The sequence below is a fragment of the Pseudomonas sp. SW-3 genome (genome assembly GCF_016615645.1).
Lineage (GTDB): Bacteria > Pseudomonadota > Gammaproteobacteria > Pseudomonadales > Pseudomonadaceae > Aquipseudomonas > Aquipseudomonas mandelii.
Genome location: NZ_CP067098.1, coordinates 2922408 through 2947907, shown reverse-complemented (window position 1 = coordinate 2947907; position 25500 = coordinate 2922408). Strand labels below are relative to the sequence as shown.

General features: G+C 61.2%; 21 protein-coding genes. 10 read left to right on the top strand and 11 right to left on the bottom strand.

The window, feature by feature from the left end:
- Positions 1-2: 2 nt before the first annotated feature.
- The 5 genes from JIO00_RS13285 to JIO00_RS13265 are packed head-to-tail and all read left to right on the top strand — an operon-like array spanning position 3 to position 5880.
- On the top strand, positions 3-947 hold the full coding sequence (locus JIO00_RS13285) for a DUF58 domain-containing protein (protein WP_010459867.1): 945 nt from the start codon (positions 3-5) through the stop codon (positions 945-947).
- Positions 944-1438, top strand: a complete 495-nt coding sequence (locus JIO00_RS13280; protein ID WP_200668448.1) for a DUF4381 domain-containing protein — start codon at positions 944-946, stop codon at positions 1436-1438. Before JIO00_RS13285 ends, JIO00_RS13280 begins: the two co-directional genes overlap by 4 nt.
- The gene (locus tag JIO00_RS13275; protein WP_010459863.1) at positions 1431-2510 is read left to right on the top strand and encodes a vWA domain-containing protein; all 1080 of its coding nucleotides are present in this window, start codon (positions 1431-1433) and stop codon (positions 2508-2510) included. The genes JIO00_RS13280 and JIO00_RS13275 overlap by 8 nt, the downstream gene beginning before the upstream one ends.
- On the top strand, positions 2507-4246 hold the full coding sequence (locus JIO00_RS13270) for a tetratricopeptide repeat protein (RefSeq protein ID WP_010459861.1): 1740 nt from the start codon (positions 2507-2509) through the stop codon (positions 4244-4246). Before JIO00_RS13275 ends, JIO00_RS13270 begins: the two co-directional genes overlap by 4 nt.
- Positions 4243-5880 carry a BatD family protein gene (locus JIO00_RS13265; RefSeq protein ID WP_200668447.1) on the top strand — a complete coding sequence of 546 codons (1638 nt, stop codon included), beginning with the start codon at positions 4243-4245 and terminating at the stop codon, positions 5878-5880. The genes JIO00_RS13270 and JIO00_RS13265 overlap by 4 nt, the downstream gene beginning before the upstream one ends.
- A 6-nt stretch (positions 5881-5886) precedes the next feature.
- Here the strand turns inward: JIO00_RS13265 and JIO00_RS13260 are convergent, their stop codons facing one another.
- Positions 5887-7470 (bottom strand): ABC-F family ATP-binding cassette domain-containing protein, encoded by a 1584-nt coding sequence (locus JIO00_RS13260; RefSeq protein WP_200668446.1) that lies wholly within the window; start codon positions 7468-7470, stop codon positions 5887-5889.
- A 210-nt stretch (positions 7471-7680) separates the two neighbouring features.
- On the opposite strand from JIO00_RS13260, the gene JIO00_RS13255 reads away from it, so the two are divergent.
- The 3 genes from JIO00_RS13255 to JIO00_RS13245 are packed head-to-tail and all read left to right on the top strand — an operon-like array spanning position 7681 to position 13156.
- Positions 7681-8925, top strand: coding sequence for an exonuclease SbcCD subunit D C-terminal domain-containing protein (locus JIO00_RS13255; RefSeq protein ID WP_010459857.1), 1245 nt, complete (start codon positions 7681-7683; stop codon positions 8923-8925).
- Positions 8922-12563, top strand: coding sequence for an AAA family ATPase (locus JIO00_RS13250; protein WP_200668445.1), 3642 nt, complete (start codon positions 8922-8924; stop codon positions 12561-12563). The genes JIO00_RS13255 and JIO00_RS13250 overlap by 4 nt, the downstream gene beginning before the upstream one ends.
- Positions 12560-13156 (top strand): glutathione S-transferase, encoded by a 597-nt coding sequence (locus JIO00_RS13245; RefSeq protein WP_200668444.1) that lies wholly within the window; start codon positions 12560-12562, stop codon positions 13154-13156. The genes JIO00_RS13250 and JIO00_RS13245 overlap by 4 nt, the downstream gene beginning before the upstream one ends.
- 25 nt (positions 13157-13181) lie before the next feature.
- Here the strand turns inward: JIO00_RS13245 and JIO00_RS13240 are convergent, their stop codons facing one another.
- The 9 genes from JIO00_RS13240 to JIO00_RS13205 all read right to left on the bottom strand — a co-directional run bounded on the left by JIO00_RS13240 (position 13182) and on the right by JIO00_RS13205 (position 20151).
- Positions 13182-13439 (bottom strand): hypothetical protein, encoded by a 258-nt coding sequence (locus JIO00_RS13240; protein WP_010459851.1) that lies wholly within the window; start codon positions 13437-13439, stop codon positions 13182-13184.
- Positions 13436-13648 (bottom strand): hypothetical protein, encoded by a 213-nt coding sequence (locus JIO00_RS13235; protein ID WP_200668443.1) that lies wholly within the window; start codon positions 13646-13648, stop codon positions 13436-13438. The genes JIO00_RS13240 and JIO00_RS13235 overlap by 4 nt, the downstream gene beginning before the upstream one ends.
- A 115-nt stretch (positions 13649-13763) precedes the next feature.
- Positions 13764-13889 (bottom strand): hypothetical protein, encoded by a 126-nt coding sequence (locus tag JIO00_RS29945; protein WP_255311789.1) that lies wholly within the window; start codon positions 13887-13889, stop codon positions 13764-13766.
- 210 nt (positions 13890-14099) lie between these two features.
- Positions 14100-14279: a hypothetical protein gene (locus JIO00_RS13230; RefSeq protein WP_010459844.1), complete on the bottom strand. Its 180-nt coding sequence runs from the start codon at positions 14277-14279 to the stop codon at positions 14100-14102.
- A gap of 156 nt (positions 14280-14435) precedes the next feature.
- Complete coding sequence (locus JIO00_RS13225; protein ID WP_200668441.1) at positions 14436-15611, bottom strand: lactonase family protein; 1176 nt, start codon at positions 15609-15611, stop codon at positions 14436-14438.
- Positions 15598-15894 (bottom strand): DUF5629 family protein, encoded by a 297-nt coding sequence (locus JIO00_RS13220; protein ID WP_200668439.1) that lies wholly within the window; start codon positions 15892-15894, stop codon positions 15598-15600. The genes JIO00_RS13225 and JIO00_RS13220 overlap by 14 nt, the downstream gene beginning before the upstream one ends.
- Before the next feature lie 200 nt (positions 15895-16094).
- The gene (locus tag JIO00_RS13215; RefSeq protein WP_200668438.1) at positions 16095-17675 is read right to left on the bottom strand and encodes an aldehyde dehydrogenase (NADP(+)); all 1581 of its coding nucleotides are present in this window, start codon (positions 17673-17675) and stop codon (positions 16095-16097) included.
- Between the two features lie 10 nt (positions 17676-17685).
- A complete protein-coding gene (gene araD1 / locus JIO00_RS13210; RefSeq protein WP_200668437.1) occupies positions 17686-18678 on the bottom strand; it encodes an AraD1 family protein in 993 nt (330 codons plus the stop codon).
- A 150-nt stretch (positions 18679-18828) separates the two neighbouring features.
- Positions 18829-20151 (bottom strand): MFS transporter, encoded by a 1323-nt coding sequence (locus JIO00_RS13205; protein WP_083376877.1) that lies wholly within the window; start codon positions 20149-20151, stop codon positions 18829-18831.
- A gap of 193 nt (positions 20152-20344) precedes the next feature.
- Here JIO00_RS13205 and JIO00_RS13200 point away from each other — a divergent pair, with 193 nt between their 5' ends.
- Both JIO00_RS13200 and JIO00_RS13195 read left to right on the top strand, forming a co-directional pair.
- Positions 20345-22081, top strand: coding sequence for an IlvD/Edd family dehydratase (locus JIO00_RS13200; RefSeq protein ID WP_010459835.1), 1737 nt, complete (start codon positions 20345-20347; stop codon positions 22079-22081).
- A 188-nt stretch (positions 22082-22269) separates the two neighbouring features.
- On the top strand, positions 22270-22989 hold the full coding sequence (locus JIO00_RS13195) for a FadR/GntR family transcriptional regulator (RefSeq protein WP_010459832.1): 720 nt from the start codon (positions 22270-22272) through the stop codon (positions 22987-22989).
- Between the two features lie 113 nt (positions 22990-23102).
- Here JIO00_RS13195 and JIO00_RS13190 read toward each other — a convergent pair whose 3' ends face one another.
- The gene (locus JIO00_RS13190) at positions 23103-25487 is read right to left on the bottom strand and encodes an efflux RND transporter permease subunit (RefSeq protein ID WP_042932105.1); all 2385 of its coding nucleotides are present in this window, start codon (positions 25485-25487) and stop codon (positions 23103-23105) included.
- Positions 25488-25500 lie beyond the last annotated feature (13 nt).

The following is a 25500-nucleotide window of genomic DNA, read 5'->3' as shown; positions in this document are numbered from 1 at the left end:
CCATGAACGCCCTCCTTCCGCCCGAGCCGGGCATCCGCGTCAGCCTCGCCGAGCTGATCGAGATGCGCCATCGCGTGCGCGAAGTGCAGCTGTTTTCCACGCCGAGCCAGCGCAGCCCCCTGATCGGCCTGCACCACTCCAAACTGCGCGGCCGTGGCGTGGACTTCGATCAGGTTCGGGTTTATCAGGCCGGCGACGACGTGCGCACCATCGACTGGCGCGTTACCGCCCGCACCCAGGAGCCCCACACCAAGCTGTTTCACGAAGAACGCGAGCGACCGATTTTCATCATGGTCGAGCAAAGCCGTCGGCTGTTTTTCGGTTCGGGGCTGATGTTCAAATCAGTGCTGGCCGCTCAGGCAGCGAGCCTGATCGGCTGGGCGGCCCTTGGCCATAACGACCGGGTCGGCGGGCTGGTGTTCGGCGACAACGAGCACTACGAAATCAAACCCCGGCGCAGCAAACAAAGCCTGCTGCAACTGCTTAACCGTCTGGTGCGGGTCAATCAGTCGCTGCACACCGAAAGCGAACAGAACCGCGATTCCCTCAACATGGCCCTGCGTCGTGCACGGGAGGTGCTGCGCCCCGGCAGCCTGGTGATTGTGATCTGCGATGAACGCGCCTTGACCGAAGGTTCGGAACAGCAACTGAGCCTGTTGTCGCGCCATTGCGACCTGTTGCTGTTGCCGCTGTCCGATCCGCTGGACCACGCCCTGCCCGCCGCCGGGCTGCTTCGTTTCGTTGAACGTGGCGCGCAACTGGAACTCGACACCCTGAATTTCGACCTGCGCCAGACCTACCGCGCCCAGGCCGAAGCGCGCATCGCCCGCTGGGAATTGCTCGCGCAAAAACTGCGGGTATTGCTGATGCCGCTGAGCACCCAGAGCGAGATGGTCGAGCAACTGCGCGAGTACCTCAACCCACAGAAACCGGGGAAAGGTCGATGAGCAGCCTCGATCAACTGCAACCGCTGATTACCCCGCCGCCCATCGAGTTCTGGCCCCCCGCGCCCGGCTGGTGGCTGTTGCTGTTGTTGCTGCCGCTGATCGGTGTCGGCCTGTGGAAGGCGCGCCGATTCATTCCGAACAAGCGCCCGATCGTCCGTGCCGAACAACCGCTGGACCCGGTGCGCATCGCCGCACTCGCCGAACTGGCGCGGATGCCAAAGCCCTACGACGGCGCACCGGCCGGCGCCTGGTTGCAACAACTCAATGGTTTGCTCAAACGCCTGTGCCGCAATCACTATCCCTACAGCCAGAGCCACACCCTCAACGGGCGCAAGTGGCTGGCGTTCCTCGACAACCGCTGCCCGGCCGCCGGTCTGACCCGCTGGATGGTGCTGGTCGAAGGCGCCTACAAACCCGAATGCAAACTCGACGACAAGGCCATCGCCGGCCTCACTCAAGCCGTCGATACCTGGATTCGCAAACATGTTTGAGTTCGCCTGGCCGTGGATCTTTGCCCTGCTGCCGCTGCCCTGGTTGATGCGCGTCCTGCTGCCGGTGGCCGACAGCGGCGAACCGGCGCTCAAGGTCAGCTTCCTCAATGACCTCGAAGGCCTGGCCCGCCGCCGTGCGCGCGCCAACCTGCCGGCCTGGCGCCAGCAAGCACCGTTCATTCTGTTGTGGCTGTTGTTACTGATAGCGGCGGCGCGCCCGCAATGGCTGGGCGATCCCCTGCCGATTGCCGCCAGTGGTCGCGATCTGCTGGTGGCCGTGGACGTGTCCGGTTCCATGGATTTCCCCGACATGCAGTGGCAGGACGAAGACGTCAGTCGACTGTCGCTGGTTCAGCACTTGCTCGGTGACTTCCTTGAAAGTCGCGACGGTGACCGTGTCGGCCTGATCCTGTTCGGCAGCCAGGCTTACCTTCAAGCGCCCTTGACGTTCGACCGGCACACCGTGCGCGTGTGGCTCGACGAAGCGCGAATCGGCATCGCCGGCAAGAACACGGCGATAGGCGATGCCATCGGCCTGGCGATTAAGCGCCTGCGCATGCGTCCGGCCCAGAGCCGTGTGTTGATCCTGGTCACGGATGGCGCCAACAATGGCGGTGAAATCGACCCGCTCACGGCGGCGCGCCTGGCGGCCAAGGAAGGCGTGAAAATCTACCCGATCGGCATCGGCGCTGACCCGGAGCAAAGCGGCACCTTGGGGTTCCTGGGGGTCAATCCGAGCCTGGATCTGGATGAACCGGCGTTGATGGCCATCGCCCAAGTCACCGGCGGTCAGTACTTCCGCGCCCACGATGGCAAAGAGCTGCAAACGATCAAGGACACCCTCGACACACTTGAGCCCGTGACCCAACAGCCGACCCAGGCCCGCCCGGCGCAGGCGCTGTATCACTGGCCTTTGGCGCTGGCATTGTTGTTGAGCATGTTGTTGGTGGTGCGCGAGCGTTGGCCGGACAACCCGCTGCAACGGCTCTTTACCAAGGACCTGTTTTTGCAAACGCAATTGCCTGACTGGCGCCAGCGGCTCAAACGCCTGCGGCTGCGGAGGCGCCGATGAGTGCGCTGTGGCCGTACTGGTTCCGCCCCTGGTGGTTGCTGTTGTTGCCGCTGTTGGGCTGGCTGCTCTGGCAACTCTGGCATCGACAAAAACGCGCCGGGCGCTGGCAGATGATCCTGCCACCGGCCTTCCACGCTGCTTTGCTGAGCGGTGGCAACGGTCGCGACAGCAAACTGCCGTGGGTCGTCCTCGGCCTGGCGTGGATACTGACCGTCCTGGCCTTGTTAGGACCGAGTTGGCAGCGCGTCGAACAAATCAGTCAGAAACCCGCCGACCCGCTGGTGGTCGTGCTTGAGCTGACCCCGGAAATGCTCGCCACCGACGTTGCGCCGAACCGACTCGAACAGGCTCGGCGCAAACTGTTGGACCTGCTGCAAGTGCGCAGCGACGCCCAGACTGCAATCGTCGTTTACGCCGGCAGCGCCCACACCCTGGTGCCTCTGTCGGATGACCTGTCGACCAGCCGTAATCTGCTCGATGCGCTCAAGCCGTCGCTGATGCCCGAAGCCGGCCATCGCGCGGACCTCGCTGTGACCAAGGCCCTGGCACTGCTGAGTCAGGGGGGATTGGGTGAAGGCCGGATCCTGTTGATCGGTTCCACCCTGACGGACCTGGAACGTGAAGGCATTCGCCAGGCACTGGATCGAAAATCGACGCAGTTCCTGATGCTCGGCATCGGCACCGCCGAAGGCGCACCGGTCGCACAGGAGGACGGCAGTTTTCTCAAGGACGACCAGGGCGCGATCCTTGTGCCGTACCTGGACAGTCCAAGCCTGAAAGCTTTTGCCAACGAGCTTGGCGGACGCTATCGCCCAGCGCGACTGGGCGATACCGACCTGCGCGGGCTCGGCCTGCTTGACGGTCCACGCACCCTGCGCAACGACGGCCAGACCTTGCGCCTGGACACCTGGGCCGATCAGGGTTACTGGCTGCTGCTGCCGCTGTTGCTACTGGCGGCGTGCGCCGGTCGCCGTGGCTGGTTGTTCTGTCTGCCTTTACTGTTCCTGTTGCCGCAACCGAGCTATGCCTTCGACTTTGAAGACTTGTGGTTGCGCCCCGATCAACGGGGCCTGCATCTGCTCAGGCAAGGCCATCCGGCGAAGGCTTCGCAGCATTTTGAGGATCCGCAGTGGCAAGGCGTCGCGCTGTATGAGGCCGGCGACTACAGCGGCGCCGCCCAGCGGTTCGCCGAGGGCAACGATGCCCACGCCCACTACAATCGTGGCAACGCCCTGGCCAAAAGCGGTGAGCTGGAAGCGGCGCTGGACGCTTACGATCAGGCGCTGGAACGCCAGCCGGATCTGCGCCCCGCGCAGACCAACAAGGCACTGGTAGAAAGTCTGCTCAAACAGAAAAACGCACCGCCACCGGTTGAGCCGCAGAAATCCGCCGATGACGAGACCAAGGACACCGAGCAAGAAACGCCACCGGGTGCCGCCACACAGCCCGCGGACAACAACCCACCGAAGTCCGACGCCGGGCAGACCACGCCGGACGCCGGGCAACAGGCCACAACACCGCCGAAACCGGGCGCCAATGAAGTCCCGGGCAGCGAGCTGGGGGACGAGCAAAGCACCACACCACCGATGCGGCCGGCCAGCGACAATATCGACGGCGAACAGCGTCAGGCGCTGGAGCAATGGCTGCGCAAGATCCCCGATGACCCGGGCGAATTGCTCAGGCGCAAATTCTGGTACGAACAGCAACAACATCAGGATCAGGAAAAAACGCGATGACCCGCTTCACCCTTTTCATGCTCGCCCTGCTGCTCAGCACCGTCCAGGCTCAGGCGGCGGCGCTGGTCGCCAGTGTCGATCGCAGTCGCCTGAACTCCGGCGAGACGGTCGAACTGACCCTGGAATCCAACGACGTCACCCAATTCGGCAAGCCTGACCTGGCACCGCTGGAACCGCTGTTCGAAGTGCGTGGCACCCGCCAGGTCAACCAACTGACCACCCTGAACGGCGATAACCGCGCTACCACGCGCTGGATCATCACCTTGCTGCCCAAGGAAAACGGCAGCGTGACGATTCCCCCGCTGCAACTGGGCGAGGTGCAAAGCCAGCCGATTACCGTGCAAGTGGTCGAAAGCGAAACCCAGGACACCGCGAACAAACTGGCCCCGGTGTTTATCGACGCGAGCCTCGACCAGTCCAGTGTTTATGTGCAGGCCCAGGCCATTCTGACTTTACGCATCTATCATTCGGTGTCGCTGTACGACGACAGCAGCCTGACTCCGTTGCAGATTCCCGACGCGCGCATCGAACAACTGGGCGAGTCGCGCACTTACGAGAAAGCCATCAACGGCCTGCGTCATGGCGTGATTGAAATGCGCTATGCGATCTACCCGCAACACAGCGGCGAATTGACCATTCCGGCGCAGATTTTCAGTGCAACGCTCGTCGACACCCAACCCACCCAGGACGCCACCCAGGCGCCGAAGTCCGGGAAACTGATGCGTGTCAGCTCCACTCCGATTCTGCTGACGGTCAAGGCCAAACCCATTACCTACCCTGCCGACCTGCCCTGGTTGCCGGCCCGTAGCCTGAGCCTGAGCGAAAGCTGGAACCCGGAGCCGGACCATGCGCAGGCGGGTGATTCGCTGACTCGTAGCATGACCTTGAAGGCCGAAGGCTTGGCCAGTTCCCAACTGCCGCCGCTGCCCGCCACCGACGTCAACGGCCTGCGCCGTTACCCGGACCAACCGGTGCTGAGCAACCAAAGCACCGAGCGCGGCCTGATCGGCAGTCGTGAAGAGCGCGAAGCGCTGGTGCCGGGCCGCAGTGGCGCCATCGAGTTGCCTGCGGTGGAAGTGGTCTGGTGGAACACCTTCGAAGATCACCTGGAACACAGCAGCCTGCCGGCCCGAAGCCTGCAAGTGGCGAGTAATCCGAGCCTGGTGGTCGATACTCCGGCTGGCACGCCGTCGGTCATGTCCGCAGCCGACAGCGAAACCCTTTGGCGCTGGAAACTCAGCACCTTGATCCTGGCCTGCACCACCCTGCTCGGTTTCGGTCTCTGGTGGCGTGGCCGCTGGCAACCCGCCGTGCTGCGCGCCGCGCAGACCGGCCCGAGCCCACGCACCGTCCTCGACGAACTCAAGCGCGCCTGCCAGGCCAACGATCCCCACGCCACCCGCCAGGCCCTCGACGCCTGGGCCCGGCAACAACCGGAAACCCTCGCCGACATGGCCGCCCGCTTCGTGCCACTGTCCGACGCACTGGACGGCTTGAACGGCGCGCTCTACAGCGAAACCGGCCAGCACTGGCAAGGCGAAGAACTGTGGCGGGCGATCAAAGCGATCCCGATTGCCGAACGGGTTCAGGATCCGGTGGGTGACAGTGGCCTGCCGCCGCTGTATCCGAAGTAACGACCTCTAACTGTTGAGATGAAACTCGGCGTCCAGATGAATGGCCTGTAAAAAAGCGCTGTCGTGAGAGACGACGATCAACGCGCCCTGAAACTGATTGAGCATCTGTTCCAGCGCTACTTTGCTGGGCAAGTCCAGATGGTTGTCCGGCTCGTCCAGCAACAGTAACTGCGGTGGCCGCAGTGCATACAACTGCGCCGCCAGGGCTATTTTCAGGCGTTCGCCACCACTCAACTGACTGGTCTTGAGCGTCGCTCGATCCGCATCAATGCCCATCTGCGCCAACCTGGTTCGCGCCTCGGCTTCGGGCAACTCCGGATTGCTCTCGTAGAGCCATTGCACCGCCGTGCGCTCGGGGTGCTGCAACCCGGCGTGTTGATCCAGCCAGCCGACATGACAGGTGCGTATGACTTCGCCTTCGCGAACCGGCAACTGGCCGGCGATCACCTGCAACAAGGTCGACTTACCGCTACCGTTGGCGCCGAGGATTGCCATGCGCATAGGCCCGGTCAGCGTCAGATTGACCGGCGCCGTGTGACCGAACGGCAGAATGACGTCGTTGAGCTGCACAATCAGCTTGCCATTGGGCACCACGCTTTCCGGGGACAGCATCATGCGCTGGATATCCGGCGCACACCGCGCCCGGGCTTCGGCAATACGTTGTTGTTGCTGCTCCCGGGCCACTTGCTGATTGAGGCGCAATTTTCCCTGACTGTTTTCACTGCGTTCTTTCTGGGCGTTGGTGATCAACTTGGTCTGATTGCCGTCGCGGGCCTGACGGTCGCCGCGCGCATTACGCCGTTGCTGACGCTCCATCTGCACGGCCATCTCACGTTGCTCGCGCTTGGCCTGTGCCCGCTCGCCTTGCAATGCCGACTGGAACGACTGCTGTTCCTGCTCGCGCGCCGCCACATATTGACTGTAGTTGCCGCCATAGGCCGCCAACCCCAATGGCGAAAGCTCGACAATTTCGTTCACGTGCTCCAGAAGGCCCCGGTCATGACTGATCAACACCAGGCCGCTGGGCCAGCGATCGATCTGCTGCGCAAGCTCGTGTTGCTGATCAATATCCAAGTGGTTGCTGGGCTCATCCAGAATGAGCCAGTCGGCCCGAGACAACCACGCCCCCAGCAGCGCGACCCGCTGCCGCTCGCCCCCACTAAGGACGTCGGTGTGCGAGTCGGCATTCAAATGGCCCAGGCCGATCTTCTCCAGCTCCGCCTCAAGGCGTGTGGCGCAATCCCATTGATCGACCGCTAACGCATGGTCATCCTCGTCGACGCTGCCTTGGGCGATGCGATCAAGCGCCGCCAGAATTAAGTCGACACCGGCCAGCGCGGCAACGGTGGGATAGCGCTCGGGCTCCAATAACTGCGCCACGGCATAGACCTGACCTTCGCGACGGACGATGCCGTTGGTGGGACATTGTTGCCCCGTCAGCAGGCGGCCAAGCAACGACTTTCCGCAGCCATTGGCACCCACAATGCCAGTGGTCCTGGAGTTAAAGGTGTGATTCAAGTGATCGAACAGAACGCGCCCATCGGGCAGGTTGTACGACACTTGATCGAGTTGAAGTAATCGTTGGGTCATGACGTCTCCTTAACTATTCAAAACTCCCTGGTGGTGCGCTACAGCATCCGTCTCGTCACTGCGACTGCCTACCATACTGAAATCCCACACAATCGATAGGCAATCGTTTAAAGCTTTCAGCATCCCCCGGTCTTTTGCCATTAAACTCTCTCCCCTTTCGCCGCCCTCATTTTCCACGCGGCCATCACCTTATTTCCTACGGAGTACGCCTTGCGTCTGTTTCACACCTCCGACTGGCACCTTGGGCAAAACCTGCACGGCCAGGACCGCGATTTCGAGCACGCCTGCTTTCTTGAATGGCTGTTGCGCCAGCTGAAGCTGGACCAGCCTGATGTGCTGTTGATTGCCGGCGATATCTTCGACACGGTCAACCCGCCAGTCAAAGCCCAGGAACGCCTCTACGAATTCATCGTCAGCGCCCACGAGCAGCAACCGTTGCTGACCATCGTGATCATCGCCGGCAACCACGACTCCGGCTCGCGGATCGAACTGCCCGCGCCGTTGATGCGCCGTTTGCGCACCCATGCGCTTGGCCGCGTGCTGTGGCTCGACGACGGTCAACTGGACGCCGAACGGCTGTTACTGCCGTTGCCAGATGCCAGCGGTGAAATCGCCGGCTGGTGCCTGGCGCTGCCGTTTTTGCGCCCGGCCGAAGTGACCGGCGCGCAGTTGGGTGACAACTACTTGCGCGGCATCGGTCAGGTTCATGAATGGCTGATCGAGGCGGCCAATGCCAAGCGCAAGCCTGGCCAGGCGCTGATTGCCATCAGCCATGCGCACATGGCCGGTGGTTCCGTTTCGGAAGACTCCGAGCGCAGCCTGATCATCGGCAATGCCGAAGCCCTGCCCGCCAGCCTGTTCGGGCCGAGCATCAGCTACGTCGCGCTGGGGCATTTACACAAGCCGCAGAAGGTCAACGGTGAAGAGCGCATCCGCTACAGCGGCTCGCCGATTCCATTGTCGTTCTCGGAAATCGGCTATCAGCATCAGATTCTCGACGTCACGCTCGACGGTGAAACCCTGGTCAGCGTCGAACCGAAACTGATTCCCCGTGCGGTCAACCTGCAACGCATCGGCCCGGCACCGCTGGCCGAGATTCTCTTGCAACTGGCCGACCTGCCGAACATCGATTTGCTGGCCGACATCCAGCGCCAGCCGTGGCTGGAAGTGCGGGTGCGTCTCGACGAACCACAACCCGACTTGCGTCACCAGGTTGAAAGCGCCCTTCAAGGCAAAGCCGTGCGCCTGGTGCGCATTGCCGCCGAATATGCCGGCAACGGCAGTCGCGAGGGTGTCGAAGACGGCACCACGTTGATCGAACTGGACCAGCTCACGCCGCAGGAATTGTTCAGTCGTGCCTGGCAGGACAGCTACGGCAGCGAGGTCGATGAGCAAACGCTGAAAGACTTTGCCGAGCTGTTGCAGGACGTGCAGATGGAGAGCGAACAACCATGAAGATCCTCGCGATCCGCCTGAAAAACCTCGCCTCGCTGGCCGGGCCCTTTGAAATCGACTTTACCGCTGAACCGCTGGCGAGTGCCGGCCTGTTCGCGATCACCGGGCCGACCGGCGCGGGTAAAAGCACCTTGCTCGACGCCTTGTGTCTCGCGCTGTTTGGCGCCGTTCCGCGATTGAGCAACGCTCAGGTGTCGGCCAAGGCACCGGACGCCGATGGCGAAATCAGCACCGGCGACCCGCGCACCTTGCTGCGGCGTGGCACCGGCGAAGGGTATGCCGAGGTGGATTTCGTCGGCATCGATGGCCGTCGTTACCGTGCGCGCTGGGAAGCCAATCGCGCTCGCGAAAAGGCCGGCGGCAAGCTGCAAGCCAGTCGTCAGAGCCTGCGCGACATCGATCAGGATCAGTTGCTGGCCAGTCAGAAAGTCGAGTTCAAAACCCAGCTCGAAGCCGTGCTGGGCCTGAACTTCGAACAGTTCACCCGCGCCGTGCTGCTGGCCCAGAGCGAGTTCAGTGCCTTCCTCAAGGCCAACGACAACGAACGCAGCGAACTGCTGGAAAAGCTCACCGATACCGCGCTGTACACCCGCCTCGGTCGCCGCGCCTTCGACAAAGCCAAAGAGGCGCGTGAAGCGCACAAGCTGTTGCAGGATCAGGCCACGGGTGTGACGCCGCTGGCTCCCGAAGCCCGGGCCGAGCTCGATGCGCGCTTCAAAGAAGCGCAGCAGCAACTCAAGACCCAGCAAGCGCAGCTCAAACAACTTGAATTGCAGCACACCTGGCTCAAGGACCTGCGGCAATTGCGGGACGAACAACAGAGCGCCACCGAACAGCTGACCAGCGCCCGGCAGCACTGGGAAAGCCTGGTTGGCGACCGGTTGAAGCTGACGCGCCTGGAACAACTGGCCCCGCAACGGCACCAGTTCGCCCGCAAGACCGAACTCACCGCCCAGCTCACCCCGCTGGCGGCGCAGATTCAGCAGCACACCCAACAGCAGGCCGAGTTGAACGAGCGGCAGGCGCAACTCGAACAGAGCTTGAGCGCTGCGCAGACCGCGCTGGTCGACGCCCAAAGCCAGCACACGAAAAAAGCTCCGTTGCTGCGCCAGGCCTTTGAAGAGCAAAGCACCCTCGCTCGGCTGGTCAAAGACGCCAGTGTGAGTGCAGAGCACAAGCAACAGGCGGAACTGGCCGGCACTCAAGGACAGCACACGATTCAGGGCCTGCTCGAGCAACAAAAACAGGTGGCTGCACGTCTGGAGCGGATTGCCGGGGAGCTTGAGCAAAGCACGCATTTAGCACCGTTGAGCGAGGCGTGGAACGCCTACCGTGATCGCCTGCAACAGCTGATGTTGATCGGTAATCGCTTGAACAAGGGCCAGGCTGAACTGGCGGCTCTGGAGCAAAGCGCCGCCCGCGCCGGCGAAGAACTGGCGGCTCAAAAGCAGCATCTGGAAGTGCTCTACAAAGAAGCCGGTGCCGAGCCGGAAGCCGTGGCCGAACAAATCCAGTTACTGGGCAACTTGTTGCAGGACAACCGCAAACAACTGCGGGCGTTTGAAGAACTGACACGGCTGTGGGCCAGCCAGCAGGAGATCGACAAGCGCAGCGCCGAGCTGACGCAACGCCAGCTCAGCGCCCAGCAGGAACGTGATCGCCTGACCCAGGACGGCGTGAAGACCAAGAACGAGTTGGTCATCGCCGAACAGACCCTGACCGTCACTCGCGAACTGCTGGAGCGTCAGCGTCTGGCTCGCAGCGCCAGCGTCGAAGAACTGCGCGCACAGCTACAGGACGATCAGCCCTGCCCGGTCTGCGGCAGCCCCGACCATCCCTATCATCAACCCGAAGCGTTGCTGCAAAGCCTCGGTCGCCACGATGAAAGCGAGCAGGCCAATGCGCAGAAGGCCGTCGACCTGCTGAAAGAGAAACTCACCGATTTGCGCGGTGAAGTCGGCGGTTTGATTGCTCAGCAAAAAGAACTGCTGCAGCAACAGGAGCAACTCGCCAGCCAGCAACAAGGCCTGACCCCGAGCCTCGAAGCCCATCCGTTGTCGACGCAACTGCTGGCTCAGGACGCGAACAAGCGCGACAGTTGGCTGGCGCAGCAAAACAGCCAGTTAAACCAGAGCATCACCCAGGATGAACAACGGCAGACCGCCCTGCTCACCCTGCAGCAAGACGCGGCTCGCCTTCAGCAGCAACTGCGCAGTGCCGAGGCAGCTAGCCAGCAAGCGACGCAGCACCTGAGTAACCAGCAGCGTGAGCTGGGCAGTGATCGCCAGCGCCTCGATGAAGAGCTGAACGCCTTCAGCACCCTGCTTCCGGCCGAGACACTGGAGGCCTTGCGCAACGAACCGGCCGCGACCTTCATGCAACTCGACCGGCAGATCGCCCAGCGCCTGGAGCAACTCGAACAGCAACGCGATGAGCTCGGCGAACAGCAACAACGCCAGCAGACACTGGAAAAAGAACAGGACCGCCAACTGGCCCGCGCCCAGGCACTGGAATTGGCGCAGCAGCAATTCACCGTCCTCGCCGAGCAACAACAGGCTTGCCAGGAACGGCTGACGCAATTGCTGGGCGAACACAGCAGCGCCGAACACTGGCAGCAGCAACTGGATCAAGCCGTCGAACAGGCGCGCACTGCCCAGGCAACAGCCCATCAGGAACTGCAAACCGTGCGCACGCGGTTAGTCGAACTGGCCGCTGAACTCAAAGCCAGACAAGAGCGCCTGTTGGCCCTGGAAACCGAAGACCGCGAACTGAGCGCAAAGATCGCCGACTGGCGCGCCTTGCATCCAGAGCTCGACGATGGCGGACTGGAAGCGCTGCTGAGCGTCGACGACCAGCACGTCAGCGAACTGCGGCAGCACTTGCAGCAAAGCGAAAAAGCCATCGAACAGACCAACGTGCGATTGCAGGAACGGGACCAGCGTCTGCTCAATCATCAGGCGCAACACAACGGCAATCTCGATGCCGAGCAACTCGCCACGGCACTGACAGACCTGCAAAACCTGTTCGCCGCCAGCGAGCACCGTTGCGCCGAACTGCGCGCCGAACAGGCCGAGGATCAGCGTCGGCAGAACGCCAACCAAGCCCTGGCGCAGCAGATCGCCGACGCCTACAGCGAGTACCAGCGCTGGGCTCGCCTGAATGCGTTGATCGGCTCGGCGACCGGCGACACCTTCCGCAAGATCGCCCAAGCCTACAACCTCGACTTGCTGGTGCATCACGCCAACGTACAGCTGCGACAACTGGTGCGGCGCTATCGCCTGAAACGCGGCGGCAGCATGCTCGGGTTGCTGGTGATGGACACCGAGATGGGCGATGAGCTGCGTTCGGTGCATTCGTTGTCGGGCGGCGAGACGTTCCTGGTGTCGTTGGCCCTGGCGCTCGGTTTGGCGTCGATGGCTTCGAGCACACTGAAAATCGAATCGCTGTTCATCGACGAAGGCTTCGGCAGCCTCGATCCGGAATCCCTGCAACTGGCCATGGACGCACTCGACGGCTTGCAAGCCCAGGGCCGCAAGGTGGCGGTGATTTCCCATGTGCAGGAAATGCATGAGCGGATTCCGGTGCAGATTCAGGTCCAACGCCAGGGCAATGGCTTGAGTACCCTGGAGGTCAAATGAATACGCTGTACTCGTTCCGCCGCTGCCCTTACGCCATGCGGGCGCGCATGGCCCTGCGCTATTCGGGCGTTGCGGTGCAGATTGTCGAGGTCAGCCTGAAAGCCAAACCTGCCGAAATGCTTGCGCTGTCGGCCAAGGGCACGGTCCCCGTGCTGAGTATCGACGGTCAAGTCATCGATGAAAGCCTGGCGATCATGCACTGGTCCTTGGCGCAGAACGATCCGCAGGATTGGTTGCTCAAGGGTGATCCTGCCGGACAGGCGCACATCGCCGCGCTGATTGAAGAGAACGATCAGGTGTTCAAGGTGCATTTGAATCGCTACAAGTACGCCGAGCGTTACCCCGAGCAGCCGATGGACACCTATCGTGCTGAAGGTGAGGTGTTCTTGCGCAAGCTGGAGGTGTTGCTGGAGGGACGCGATTACCTGCTGGCGGCGCATCCGAGCCTGGCGGATGTGGCGTTGATGCCGTTCATACGGCAATTCGCCCATGTCGATCGCGAGTGGTTCGGGCAGACGCCTTATGTGCGGTTGCAGGGGTGGTTGCAGCGGTTTCTGGCGTCAGACCTGTTCACCGCAGTCATGCACAAGTAATCGCCCCTTCTGTGGCCGCTCGCGCTCAGGCAAACACATCGCACATCTGCAACACCGAGCAATCCACCTGGAAGGGCCCGAAGAAATCCTCCTGGCGTTTCACTGGTGGATTACCCGCCAACAACCCAAGCGCTTTCGCCGTTTCAATATTACGCGCCAGGTTGTGATTGGCTTCGATGGACCGCGCAACTGAACCCGCCGAGCCCTGCCCTATCCCCAACAGGGAAGCGCCATTGGTCATGAATGCCAGGAAGGCAATGACCCAGAGTTTGCTGCCTTTCATGCCCCTGCCACTCTCGCCGATGCGGCTTGATCGACCACGACGCTTTGAGCACGGTGTTCGAACTGGATGGCGGGATAAGCGACCTGAACCGGCGCTTCAAAGGTGTGCTGCAAATTGGACGAAACGCTGACGATCAGCACCAGGGCCACGTAAAGACCTATGGCCAGGTAGGCGCCGTATTTGGCAGAAGTGAGGATTGAGCTGGCCATGGTGTTCTCCGTGGGCATGTTTAAGTGCCCACAGAATCGATCAAAAAAGCGGTGACAACCACTCAGGGTTTTCCATAGTCACCATCAGCTTCATTGATCATTAAGCCCGTCTATCTCAGTCTTGAATAAAACTCATCAAGCGTTCGCGGGCCGCGTCCGGCTCCTGGGAAACGGGCTGAGCAGCCGAAAGAATGGGGGTTGAATAGAGGAACAGAAGAACCACTGCCAGACGCATCGCCATGCTGTCGATCCTTGTTATTAGATGTTGAGTCAAAAAATCAACGTCAAATCTAAATGCATGGCCATGTGATATCAAGCGATACATTGATGGCAATGTGATGCTGTCGTAAACGCGTTATGCAGGAGCGACATCACTCATCGACGTTCGACGTATTTCGATCGATCGGCGCAAGTGACTTCGCTCCTGCATAAAGGGTGCAGGGCTTGAATTTCAGGCTTGGGTCTTGTGATCCAGTGCCGCGTAGAAGTTGGCGCTCTGTTGCAGGTATTTCTGGGTGTAGCTCTGGGCGTGGGATTTTTTGTCGCTGATCTCAACGTTGGCGCTGGCTGGCAGAGCAACGGTGGCGGAGATGGCAGAAGCGGCGATGATGGAGAAGAGATTGAAGTTCATGGCGGTATTCCTCGGATTCAGTTGGCTTGTTTGCCCGATGGGGCCGTGGAGCAAACTTAACCTTCGAGGGTTGGCGCCTTGAAATCTTTTGTAGCATTAGCAGATATCAGCCTCATTAATACAAGGATGCAGGCCCCATCAACCGGGGCCTGCGGCCTATTGACGCACCAGAAACTTGAGGTCGCTCGGGGCATCCATCGGCAGTTTCTGTACGGTTTTACCCAACAAACCGCTCTTGGCATCGCGTTCGACCACAACAATCTGGTTGCTCTTCTGGTTGGCAATCAGCAAGAACTGGCCACTCGGGTCGAGGCTGAACTCGCGCGGGTGATCACCGTCCACCGAACGACGTTGTAGCTCCTGAAGATGGCCGGTCGCAGGATCGATGGCAAACACCAGCACCTGATTGGCGGTGCCACGGTTGCTGACGTAAAGGAACTTGCCATCGGCCGAGGCGTGCAACGCAGCGGCGGCCTTGTCGGAAACAGGCTGGCCCGCCGCCAGATCAACCATCTGGGTCTGCTCAAGTTTGCCGTTCTGGTAATCGAACACCGCGACCTGCGCGCTCATTTCCATGGTCAGCCAGGCGTGTTTGCCATCGGCGCTGAACAGCAAATGACGCGGCCCGCTGCCGGCTGGCAACTGGACCGACGCCGGTGTGGCGGCAGTCAACGGTAGCTCCGGATTGGCTTTGGGATCGAAGCGGTAGACAAAGATCTTGTCGGCGCCCAAGTCATTGGAGAACACGTACTGGCCGTCCGGCGAGGAAACCGTCGAATGCACATGCGCCGACATCTGCCGCTCGGGATTGACCCGGCTCGACGGGTGACTGCTCATCTGCACCACGGGCTGGAGCTTGCCGTCGGCGCCCACGGGCAACACCGCCAACGTGCCGCCCGGGTCTTCAACCACTGAATAGTTGCTGACGAACAAATGACTGGCCTCACCGCTGAGGCTCGAATGGGTCGGCTCGTTGCCCAGGCTCTGCACCTGATTGATCAGGCTCAGTGCATGGGTCTTGGGATCGATTGAATAACTGCTGACGCGCCCGACCGGGTCTTTCTGGCCGGGGCCGTTTTCATTGACCACGAACAAACGCTGCTGATCCTTGGAAACGGTCAGCCAGGACGGGTTTTCACTGGTGACCACTTGCAGCGGCTTGGGGTTGATCTGCCCGGTGGCGCTGTCGAAGTTCAGGCGATGAATCCCCTGGCTCTGCCCCGCCGTGTAGGAACCGACCAGCAACTGATAGTCGTCGGCCGACACGGCTTCAATGCCCATCGCGCCGATGCTGCCGGCCATCAACAGCGGCCAGAGCTTATGCATCCTCATTCCCTTCTTCCTCGTCGTCACCACCGCCGAACGCGTCCATAGGCACTAGTCGATGCTCACCGGAATCGCCGGTAATGATCCAGCTCTTCAAATCAGGATCGAAAGTCGCCGCTGTGATCTGCGCAATGCTGAACTTCCAACGTTTGAGTGCTCGGCCGTCCATGCATTCGATGTGCAGGTTTTCGTCTTCATCGAGGGAAAAATCGAAGGCGTGCAGCCCGTCGATTTCCAGCATGTCACAGTGTTCGAGGGCGTTGATCAAGGTGTCGGATGCGGCAGTCATGGCAGTCAATCTTTGAATGGGAAAGACGCAATGATAGCTCAATGTGAGGGTGGGTCTGTGTCGCTCATCCAACATGCTGGCGACACAAAATACTGTGGGAGCGAGCCTGCTCGCGAATGCGGAGTGTCAGTCGATATTGTTGTTGACTGATGCACCACTTTCGCGAGCAGGCTCGCTCCCACGGGGATTACGGTGAGCTGTTAAAGGGCGTCGCGGGAAGGTTTGCCGTCCACCAGGCGCTGGATGCGCAGGGGGTTGGCGTTCTTCAGCGGTTCCGGCAACAGGCTGTCGGGATAGTTCTGGAAACACACCGGCCGCAGGAATCGATCAATCGCCAACGTGCCGACCGACGTGCCGCGTGCATCGGAAGTTGCCGGGTACGGCCCGCCGTGGACCATCGAATCGCAGACTTCAACGCCCGTCGGATAGCCATTGAGCAGGATCCGTCCGACCTTTTGCTCCAGCAACGCCGTCAGCTCGCCGAACTGTTCGAAGTCCGCCGGCTCACCAATGATCGTCGCCGTCAGCTGCCCGTGCAGGCCGTTCAACGCGGCACTGAGTTGCGCCTGATCCGCCACTTCGACGAACACAGTGGTCGGGCCGAACACTTCTTCCTGCAGCACTGCATCGCCATTGATCAGCAGGCTGACGTCAGCCTTGAACAACTGCGGTTGCGCCTGATTGCCTTGCTGCGGATTGCCAGCCAGATGCTCAATGCCCGGGTGAGCAAGGAGTTTTTGCAGGCCGTTGCCATAGCTGCTCAACGTCCCGGCATTGAGCATTGTTTGCGCCGCCTGATCGCCGATGAGGCCCGCGACCTGCTGCACAAACGCGGTGAATTGCGGCGAGCGAATACCGATGACCAGACCGGGATTGGTGCAGAACTGACCGCATCCCTGCACGACCGAAGCGGTCAGGTCACGGGCGACGGTGTCGGCCCGAGCAGCCAATGCCTTCGGCAACACGATCACCGGGTTGATACTCGACATCTCGGCGAACACAGGGATCGGTTGTGAACGTGCGGCAGCCATGTCGCACAAGGCGCGGCCACCCTTCAGCGAACCGGTAAAACCGACCGCCTGAATCGCCGGGTGCTTGACCAGCGCTTCGCCGACCCCGCCGCCGTAGATCATGTTGAACACGCCGGCCGGCATGCCGGTTTTTTCCGCCGCGCGAATCAGCGCATCGGCGACCAGTTCGGCGGTGGCCATGTGGCCGCCGTGAGCCTTGAACACCACCGGGCAACCGGCTGCCAGTGCCGACGCGGTGTCGCCGCCCGCCGTGGAGAAGGCCAACGGAAAGTTGCTCGCACCGAACACCGCAACAGGCCCAAGACCGATGCGGTATTGGCGCAGGTCCGGTCGTGGCAGCGGTTGGCGATCCGGCAGTGCCAGATCAATTCGCGCGCCGTAGAAATCGCCGCGACGCAGTACTTTGGCGAACAGACGCATCTGCCCGCTGGTGCGCCCGCGCTCACCTTGAATACGTCCGGCCGGCAATGCCGTTTCGCGGCAGACCACCGCGACAAAGTCATCGCCCAAGGTGTCGAGTTCATCGGCAATCGCATCGAGAAATTGCGCGCGACGTTCCGCGCTCAGACTGCGATAGGCCGGGTAAGCGGCGGCAGCAGCCTTGGCGGCGGCATCGACTTCCTCAGGCGTTGCCTGGAAGAAATCATGAGGCAAGGCTTCGCCGGTGCTGGCATCAACACTTTGCATTTTGACGGTGCCAGTCGCGCTGCGCTGACCGCCGATGTAGTTGTGACCAAGAATCTGAGGCATGCGTATCTCCTTAAAGGGTGCCGACGGTGCCGGGCTCGAAAGCGGCTTCAACCGGGGCGATCCCGTTGATCAAAGGCGCGCCGAACTCGGCCTGACTGATCTCGAACACATCACCCTCCCGGGTGCGAATGCCGTCGGCAAAGGACAGGGTCGCGGTGCCGAAAAAATGAATGTGCACGTCCCCCGGACGCAAGAACTGGCTGTACTTGAAATGGTGGTACTCAAGGTTCTCGAAGCTGTGGCACATGTTGGCCTCGCCGCTGAGGAACTCGTTCTGCCACAGCACTTCACCGTCACGCAGGATGCGGCTGGTGCCAGCCAGATGTGCCGGCAATTCGCCGACCCGCAGCTCCGGGCCATAGCTGCAACTGCGCAATTTCGAATGTGCCAGGTAGAGGTAATTCTTGCGCTCCATCACATGGTCGGAGAACTCGTTGCCCACCGCGAAACCGAGGCGATACGGTTTACCGTCGTGGCCGATAACGTAGAGGCCGCTGAGTTCAGGCTCTTCACCCGCCTCTTCGGCAAAGGGTGGCAGCGGGAACGGCTGGCCCGGACGCACGACGATGCTGCCGTCCCCCTTGTAGAACCACTCCGGTTGCACACCGGCCTGCCCGGCCGCCGGTTTACCGCCCTCCACGCCCCATTTGAAAATGCGCATGGTGTCGGTCATTGCCGCTTCGTCGCCGGCCTGCTGGTGCATCTTGTCGCGGGCCGAAGCGCTGCCCAGATGGGTCAGGCCGGTACCGCTGACCAGCATGTGCGCCGGGTCCGGGTGATCCAGCGGAGGGAGGATCCGCAGTTGCGCCAGCAGCTCCGCGTAGTCATGACCGATGCCCAGGCCCAGGGTTTTCACCTGCTGCTGCAGATTGACGCCCGCCTCGATAGCCGCCAGGGCCAGGTCACGGACCGTGCGCGCGTCCTGCACTTCGCGCACCAGCCCCTCCTCGACCACGCCTACCCGGCGCTCGCCGTTACTCAGTTCGAACTGCACTAAACGCATGGATTTTCTCCTGTAAACAATCTTGAAGGCGGCATTGCACCCTGTGGGGGCGAGCCTGCTCGCGATGAGGCCGTCAAATCCAAAATCATTACCGACTGACACTCCGCCTTCGCGAGCAGGCTCGCTCCCACAGGGCATTTGTGTGATCTCTCAGGTGCGAGTCGCGCCGCGAGCACTGGCCGCGAACTGGTCGGCCGCCAGCACATGCTTGCGCTCCAGTAACCGATAGACCACGCCGGTCAACACCAGCCCGAACACCATCACCCCCGACAGGAAGTACAGCCCCGACGCCAGGTTGCCGGTGTACTCCTTCAGTGCACCGATCACGAACGGGCCAATGTAGCCGCCCAGGTTGCCCACCGAGTTGATCAACGCGATCCCGGCCGCCGCACTGGCGCCAGCGAAGAAACGACCGGGCAAGGTCCAGAACACTGCGGTGCAGGAAAACAGCGCAAACGCCACCAGGCACAACGCCGCAAGTTGCAGCACAGGCACCGTCAGCCAGGCGCTGAGGAACAGCCCGATGGCGCCCAGCACGTAAAGCACGGCGAGGTGACCGTAACGATCATTCAGGCGGTCGGAACTGCGCGGAATGATCAGCAGTCCGATGATCCCGAAGATGTAGGGCACCGATGACACGAAACCGGTCACCAGGTCCGTACCACCAAACTGTTTGATCAACGTCGGCAGCCACAGGCCCAGGCCATAAATGCTCAGGGTCACCGGCAGATAAAACAGCGCCAGCAGCAACACGCGTTTGTCTTTCAGGGCATGCAGCGGATTGCCATGACGGGTCTGGCCGTAGGCCTCCAGGTCCTTTTTCAGTTCGCCGGTCAGCCAGTCTTTCTCGGCCTGGTCCATCCATTTCACTTGCTGGGGTCCGTCCGGCAGGTAACGCAGTACCGGCCAGGTCAGCAGGATCGCCGGGGTGCCGATGACGATGAACAGCCACTGCCACCCGTGCAGACCAAGGACGCCGTCCATGCCAAGCAAACCGCCGGACACCGGGCCGGTGATCATCATCGCGATGGGCTGGGAAAGAATGAACAGGCCAAGGATCTTGCCGCGATGGCGAACCGGGAACCATTGGGTGATGTAGTAGAGAACGCCCGGGAAGAACCCGGCTTCGGCCGCGCCGAGCAGAAAGCGCATGACATAGAAGCTGTGCGGCCCTTGGACGAACGCCATGCCGATGGTGATGGCGCCCCAGGTGACCATGATCCGTGCGAACCAGCGTCGGGCACCGAAGCGGTCGAGCATCAGGTTGCTGGGGATTTCCAGCAGGAAGTAGCCAATGAAGAACAACCCTGCACCGAGGCCATAGGCTGCGTCACCCAGGCCAATGTCGGCGCCCATGTGCAGCTTGGCGAAACCTACGGCGGAGCGATCCACATAGGCGATCAGGTACAGCAGGATCAGGAAGGGAATCAGTTTCAGCGTAATGCGACGAATAAGCCGCAGTTCCTGGCTCATGAGATCGGTCTCCGATTGTTGTTGTTATAGAACCTCGGGGGACGCCTCTCGCTGAAAACCGCCAGGGCAATCCCTCCGTTGAAAGCGACTATATAGTATTACTAATTAACCAACAACACTTCCAAACCGGCGAAATTGCGCTTATGTTACGCCTTAGCCCGAACAATATAGTCATACAATAAGAGAATCGATCATGTCCGATAAAAAACCCAACCTGCGCTCCGCCCAATGGTTTGGCACCGCTGACAAGAACGGCTTCATGTACCGCAGCTGGATGAAAAATCAGGGCATCGCCGACCACCAGTTCCACGGCAAGCCGATCATCGGCATCTGCAACACCTGGTCGGAACTGACCCCGTGCAACGCGCATTTCCGCCAGATCGCGGAGCATGTCAAACGCGGGGTGATCGAGGCCGGTGGTTTTCCGGTGGAATTCCCGGTGTTCTCCAATGGCGAATCGAACCTGCGCCCTACCGCCATGCTCACCCGCAACCTGGCAAGCATGGACGTTGAAGAAGCGATTCGTGGCAACCCGATTGATGGCGTGGTCCTGCTGACCGGTTGCGACAAAACCACCCCGGCGCTGCTGATGGGCGCGGCCAGTTGCGACGTGCCGGCCATCGTCGTTACCGGCGGGCCGATGCTCAATGGCAAACACAAAGGCCAGGACATTGGCTCCGGCACCGTGGTCTGGCAGCTCAGCGAACAAGTCAAAGCCGGCACCATCACGATTGACGATTTCCTCGCGGCCGAGGGCGGCATGTCCCGTTCGGCCGGCACCTGCAACACCATGGGCACGGCGTCGACCATGGCCTGCATGGCCGAAGCACTGGGCACGTCCCTGCCCCACAACGCGGCGATTCCCGCGGTGGATGCGCGGCGTTATGTGTTGGCGCACATGTCCGGCATGCGTGCGGTGGAGATGGTCCGTGAAGATCTGCGGCTGTCGAAGATCCTGACCAAGGAAGCCTTCGAAAACGCCATCCGCGTGAACGCCGCCATCGGTGGCTCGACCAACGCCGTGATCCACTTGAAAGCCATCGCCGGTCGTATCGGCGTCGAGCTGGACCTGGATGACTGGACCCGCATCGGTCGCGGCATGCCGACCATTGTCGACCTGCAACCGTCCGGGCGCTTCCTGATGGAAGAGTTCTACTACGCCGGCGGCCTGCCAGCGGTATTGCGTCGCCTCGGTGAAGCTAACCTGATCCCCAACCCGAACGCCTTGACCGTCAATGGCAAAACCCTGGGCGAGAACACCAAGGACGCGCCGATCTACGGCCAGGACGAAGTGATCCGCACCCTCGACAACCCGATCCGCGCCGACGGTGGCATTTGCGTATTGCGCGGTAACCTCGCGCCCCTCGGTGCAGTGCTCAAGCCATCCGCGGCCAGTGCCGAATTGATGCAGCATCGCGGGCGTGCGGTGGTGTTCGAGAACTTCGACATGTACAAGGCGCGGATCAACGATCCGGACCTGGACGTCGATGCCAACTCGATTCTGGTGATGAAGAACTGCGGGCCGAAGGGTTATCCGGGCATGGCCGAAGTCGGCAACATGGGTTTGCCGGCCAAGCTGCTGGCCCAGGGCGTGACGGACATGGTGCGCATTTCCGACGCACGCATGAGCGGCACGGCGTATGGCACCGTGGTTTTGCACGTGGCCCCGGAAGCAGCGGCCGGCGGGCCTCTGGCAACAGTGAAGGAAGGCGACTGGATCGAACTGGATTGCGCCAACGGGCGTTTGCACCTGGACATCCCGGATGCTGAACTGGCGGCGCGCATGGCAGATCTGCAACCGCCGCAAAACCTGATCGTGGGCGGTTATCGTCAGCTGTACATCGACCATGTGCTGCAAGCGGATCAGGGCTGCGATTTCGACTTCCTGGTTGGCTGCCGCGGTTCCGAAGTCCCGCGCCACTCTCACTGATCACATCAATCCCCCTGTAGGAGCGAGCCTGCTCGCGATAGCGGTCGAACATTCAACATTGATGTTGACTGAACGACCGCTATCGCGTGCAGGCTCACTTCCACATTGGCTCTTCATCTGATTCAGGACCGGGTCCGCGCCTGCTATCATGCGCGGCATCTCCATCGCACAGGATCGCGCCGTTCCCCATGGATTACCGCAAACCCTCCGACCGCAAAAGCATGCACTCGCGCATCGTCCAGGAATTGGGCATGCAGATCGTTTCCGGGCGCTTCAAACCGTGCGACAAACTGCCCGCCGAAGCCCTGCTGTGCGAGGAGTACGCGGTCAGCCGCCCGGTGCTGCGCGAAGCCACCCGCGTGCTGGTTGCCAAAGGCCTGGTGTATTCCCGTCCGCGGGTCGGCACCGTGGTCAAGCAGCGCAAGGAATGGCACATGCTCGATCCGGATGTGCTGCACTGGCTGATGCAAAGCAGCCCACAGAATGAATTTTTCGAGTTGCTGACCAGCGTGCGCAGCATCATCGAACCCGCTGCCGCCGCCCTCGCCGCGCAGTTCGCGACCGACGCAGACATCGCCTCCATCGGTGAAGCCTACCAGCGCATGGAAGCCGCACCGACGCCGGAAGCGCTGTTGCAGCCGGACCTGGATTTTCACAGCCGCATCGCCGATGCGACCCACAACGATCTGCTGGCCAACCTGTGCAACATGCTGTCGGTGGCGATTGCTGAAGCGCTGAAACATTCCAACCAGCGGCCGAACCTGCATGAACTGGCGCTGCCCCGACACAAGGCGATCCTGACGGCGATCGAGAACCGCGATGCGCTGGGTGCGCGGCATGCGACCCTCGTTCAGCTCGACGATGCGCGCAGTGCGCTGAACGTCGTGCTCGGCACAGATCCCTCATAACCAACGCGATCCTTTTTAGGAGCCAGCAAGCCGGCTCCTGCAAAGGGTTGTGTTAATCCTCAGATGAAAAAAAGCCGCAACCCAGGTTGCGGCTTTTCTATTTCAGCCAGGGATCAGTGAGCGAACAACGAATTGCCCTTCTGCCCCGCCAGTTTCTCCGGCTTGATCAGGAAGCGAGCCAGCGCCGGCAGCAGCCAAAGCGCGCCGAACATGTTCCAGAGCAGCATGAAGGTCAGCATCAGGCCCATGTCGGCCTGGAACTTGATGGCCGAGAAGATCCAGGTGCACACACCGATCGCCAGGCACAGGCCGGTGAACAGCACGGCTTTACCAGTGGACTTGAGCGTCTGGTAGTAGGCTTCTTGCAACGGCAGGCCCGCACGCAGGAAGCTTTCCAGACGGCTATAGATGTAGATGCCGTAGTCCACGCCAATCCCCACCCCCAGCGCAACGACCGGCAGGGTCGCGACTTTCACGCCGATGCCCATGAAGGCCATCAGGGCGTTGCCGAGTACCGAGGTCAGCACAAGCGGCAGCACGATGCACAAGGTCGCCGCCCAGGAACGGAAGGTGATCATGCACATGGTCGCGACGCAGATGTAAACGAGGATCAGGATGGTCAGCTCGGATTCCTTGATCACCTCGTTGGTCGCCGCCTCGATACCGGCGTTACCCGCCGCGAGGATGAACTCCAGGCCGTCCTTGTTGTTTTCCTTGGCGAAGTCCTGCACCGCATGCACGGCGCGATCCAGGGTGGCGGCCTTGTGGTCGTTGAGGAACACCAGCACCGGCGCCAGGGAGCAACTGTTGTTGTACAAGCCATCGGCACGGGCAATGGAGTTGTTCAGTACGTCCGGGTTACGCGACAGGGTTTCCCATTTCAGGTTGCCCTCGTTCATGCCCTTGATCATCTGCTTGGACACGGTCACCAAGGAGATCGCCGACTGCACGCCCTCGGTGTTCTGCATCTTCCACATCAGTTCGTCGATCGGCGCCATGGCTTCGTAGCGCGAGCAACCTTCGGACTTGGTCTTGACCATCACCACCAATACGTCGGAGCTGGTCGAGTAGTTGCTGATGATGAAGTTGTTGTCCTTGTTGTAACGCGAGTCCGGCCGCAGTTCCGGGGCACCCTGGTCGAGGTCGCCGATTTTCAGGTTCTGGCTGTACCAGAGGCCACCGCCGAAGGCCAGCAAGGCCAGGACGATCGACACCGGTGCGACTTTCGGGCTGGCAAAGCTCGACAGCAGGCGCCAGAACGGGTGTTCGCGGTGCGCGTCTTTCTTGCTGCGTTCGACAGCGCGCTTGCTGATGCCGACGTAGGAGATGGCGACCGGCAGCAGGATCAGGTTGGTGAACACGATCACCGCGACACCGATGGAGGCACCGATGGCCAGTTCACGAATCACACCGATGTCGATGATCAACAGCGTGATGAAGCCCACCGCGTCCGCAAGGATCGCGATCATCCCTGGCAGGAACAACTGGCGGAACGTGCGTCGTGCGGCGGTCAAGGCGTTGTCGGCTTCGCTGGACTGCAAGGCGATCCCGTTGATCTTCTGTACGCCGTGGGAAATACCGATGGCGAAGATCAGGAACGGCACCAGCATCGAATACGGATCAAGCCCGAAACCGAAGAAGTGCATCAACCCCAACTGCCAGACCACCGCCACCAGCGTCGTACTCAACACCGCCACGGTGCTGCGCATGCAGTTGGTGAACCAGTACAGCAGGATCAGGGTGATGACGAAGGCGACGCCGAAGAACATCACCACCATGACCAGGCCATCGATCAGGTCGCCGACCTTCTTGGCGAAACCGACGATGTGGATCTGCACATTAGGGTTCTGCGCTTCAAACTTGTCGCGGATCTTTTCTTCCAGCTCGTGGGAGAACTTGCGGTAGTCCAGCGCCAGCAACTTGCCCTGATCCTGCGGGTCCGGGTAGGACTCCAGCAGCGGGATGTCGACGATGCTCGACTTGAAGTCGTTGGCCACCAGGCGCCCGACCTGACCGGACTTGAGCACGTTGTTGCGAAGCAGGTCGAGGCTTTGCTGGGAGCCGTTATAGCTCTGCGGGATCACTTCGCCACCGGCAAAGCCCTCCTCCGTCACCTCGGTCCAGCGCACGCTCGGGCTCCACAGCGACTTGAGGCCGGAACGGTCGACGCCGGAAATGTAGAACACTTCGTCGTTGATCTGACGCAGGGTCTCCATGTATTCCTTGGAGAATATGTCACCGTCGGTGGCTTCCACGGAAATGCGCACCGTGTTGCCCAGGTTCGCCAGATCGTTACGGTGTTCCATCATCTTTTGAATGAAGGGATGATCCAGGGGGATCATTTTTTCGAAACTGGTGGACGGCCGGATCAGCGTCGCCTGCCAGAACAGGAAGATGCTGACCAGCAGGCAGATGACGATCACTGCCGGGCGGTTGTTGAAAATCAGGCGTTCCAGAAACGTCGCCTTGTCTTGGTGATGACTGCTCAAGGATGTCATAGACCCGCCTTCT

Excerpts from the sequence above, each read along its gene's own strand:
- JIO00_RS13285 (WP_010459867.1), top strand. The coding sequence starts at position 3 with ATGAACGCCCTCCTTCCGCCCGAGCCGGGCATCCGCGTCAGCCTCGCC.
- JIO00_RS13280 (WP_200668448.1), top strand. The coding sequence starts at position 944 with ATGAGCAGCCTCGATCAACTGCAACCGCTGATTACCCCGCCGCCCATC.
- JIO00_RS13275 (WP_010459863.1), top strand. The coding sequence starts at position 1,431 with ATGTTTGAGTTCGCCTGGCCGTGGATCTTTGCCCTGCTGCCGCTGCCC.
- JIO00_RS13270 (WP_010459861.1), top strand. The coding sequence starts at position 2,507 with ATGAGTGCGCTGTGGCCGTACTGGTTCCGCCCCTGGTGGTTGCTGTTG.
- JIO00_RS13265 (WP_200668447.1), top strand. The coding sequence starts at position 4,243 with ATGACCCGCTTCACCCTTTTCATGCTCGCCCTGCTGCTCAGCACCGTC.
- JIO00_RS13260 (WP_200668446.1), bottom strand. The coding sequence starts at position 7,470 with ATGACCCAACGATTACTTCAACTCGATCAAGTGTCGTACAACCTGCCC.
- JIO00_RS13250 (WP_200668445.1), top strand. The coding sequence starts at position 8,922 with ATGAAGATCCTCGCGATCCGCCTGAAAAACCTCGCCTCGCTGGCCGGG.
- JIO00_RS13245 (WP_200668444.1), top strand. The coding sequence starts at position 12,560 with ATGAATACGCTGTACTCGTTCCGCCGCTGCCCTTACGCCATGCGGGCG.
- JIO00_RS13240 (WP_010459851.1), bottom strand. The coding sequence starts at position 13,439 with ATGAAAGGCAGCAAACTCTGGGTCATTGCCTTCCTGGCATTCATGACC.
- JIO00_RS13235 (WP_200668443.1), bottom strand. The coding sequence starts at position 13,648 with ATGGCCAGCTCAATCCTCACTTCTGCCAAATACGGCGCCTACCTGGCC.
- JIO00_RS29945 (WP_255311789.1), bottom strand. The coding sequence starts at position 13,889 with ATGGCGATGCGTCTGGCAGTGGTTCTTCTGTTCCTCTATTCAACCCCC.
- JIO00_RS13230 (WP_010459844.1), bottom strand. The coding sequence starts at position 14,279 with ATGAACTTCAATCTCTTCTCCATCATCGCCGCTTCTGCCATCTCCGCC.
- JIO00_RS13225 (WP_200668441.1), bottom strand. The coding sequence starts at position 15,611 with ATGAGGATGCATAAGCTCTGGCCGCTGTTGATGGCCGGCAGCATCGGC.
- JIO00_RS13220 (WP_200668439.1), bottom strand. The coding sequence starts at position 15,894 with ATGACTGCCGCATCCGACACCTTGATCAACGCCCTCGAACACTGTGAC.
- JIO00_RS13215 (WP_200668438.1), bottom strand. The coding sequence starts at position 17,675 with ATGCCTCAGATTCTTGGTCACAACTACATCGGCGGTCAGCGCAGCGCG.
- araD1 (WP_200668437.1), bottom strand. The coding sequence starts at position 18,678 with ATGCGTTTAGTGCAGTTCGAACTGAGTAACGGCGAGCGCCGGGTAGGC.
- JIO00_RS13205 (WP_083376877.1), bottom strand. The coding sequence starts at position 20,151 with ATGAGCCAGGAACTGCGGCTTATTCGTCGCATTACGCTGAAACTGATT.
- JIO00_RS13200 (WP_010459835.1), top strand. The coding sequence starts at position 20,345 with ATGTCCGATAAAAAACCCAACCTGCGCTCCGCCCAATGGTTTGGCACC.
- JIO00_RS13195 (WP_010459832.1), top strand. The coding sequence starts at position 22,270 with ATGGATTACCGCAAACCCTCCGACCGCAAAAGCATGCACTCGCGCATC.
- JIO00_RS13190 (WP_042932105.1), bottom strand. The coding sequence starts at position 25,487 with ATGACATCCTTGAGCAGTCATCACCAAGACAAGGCGACGTTTCTGGAA.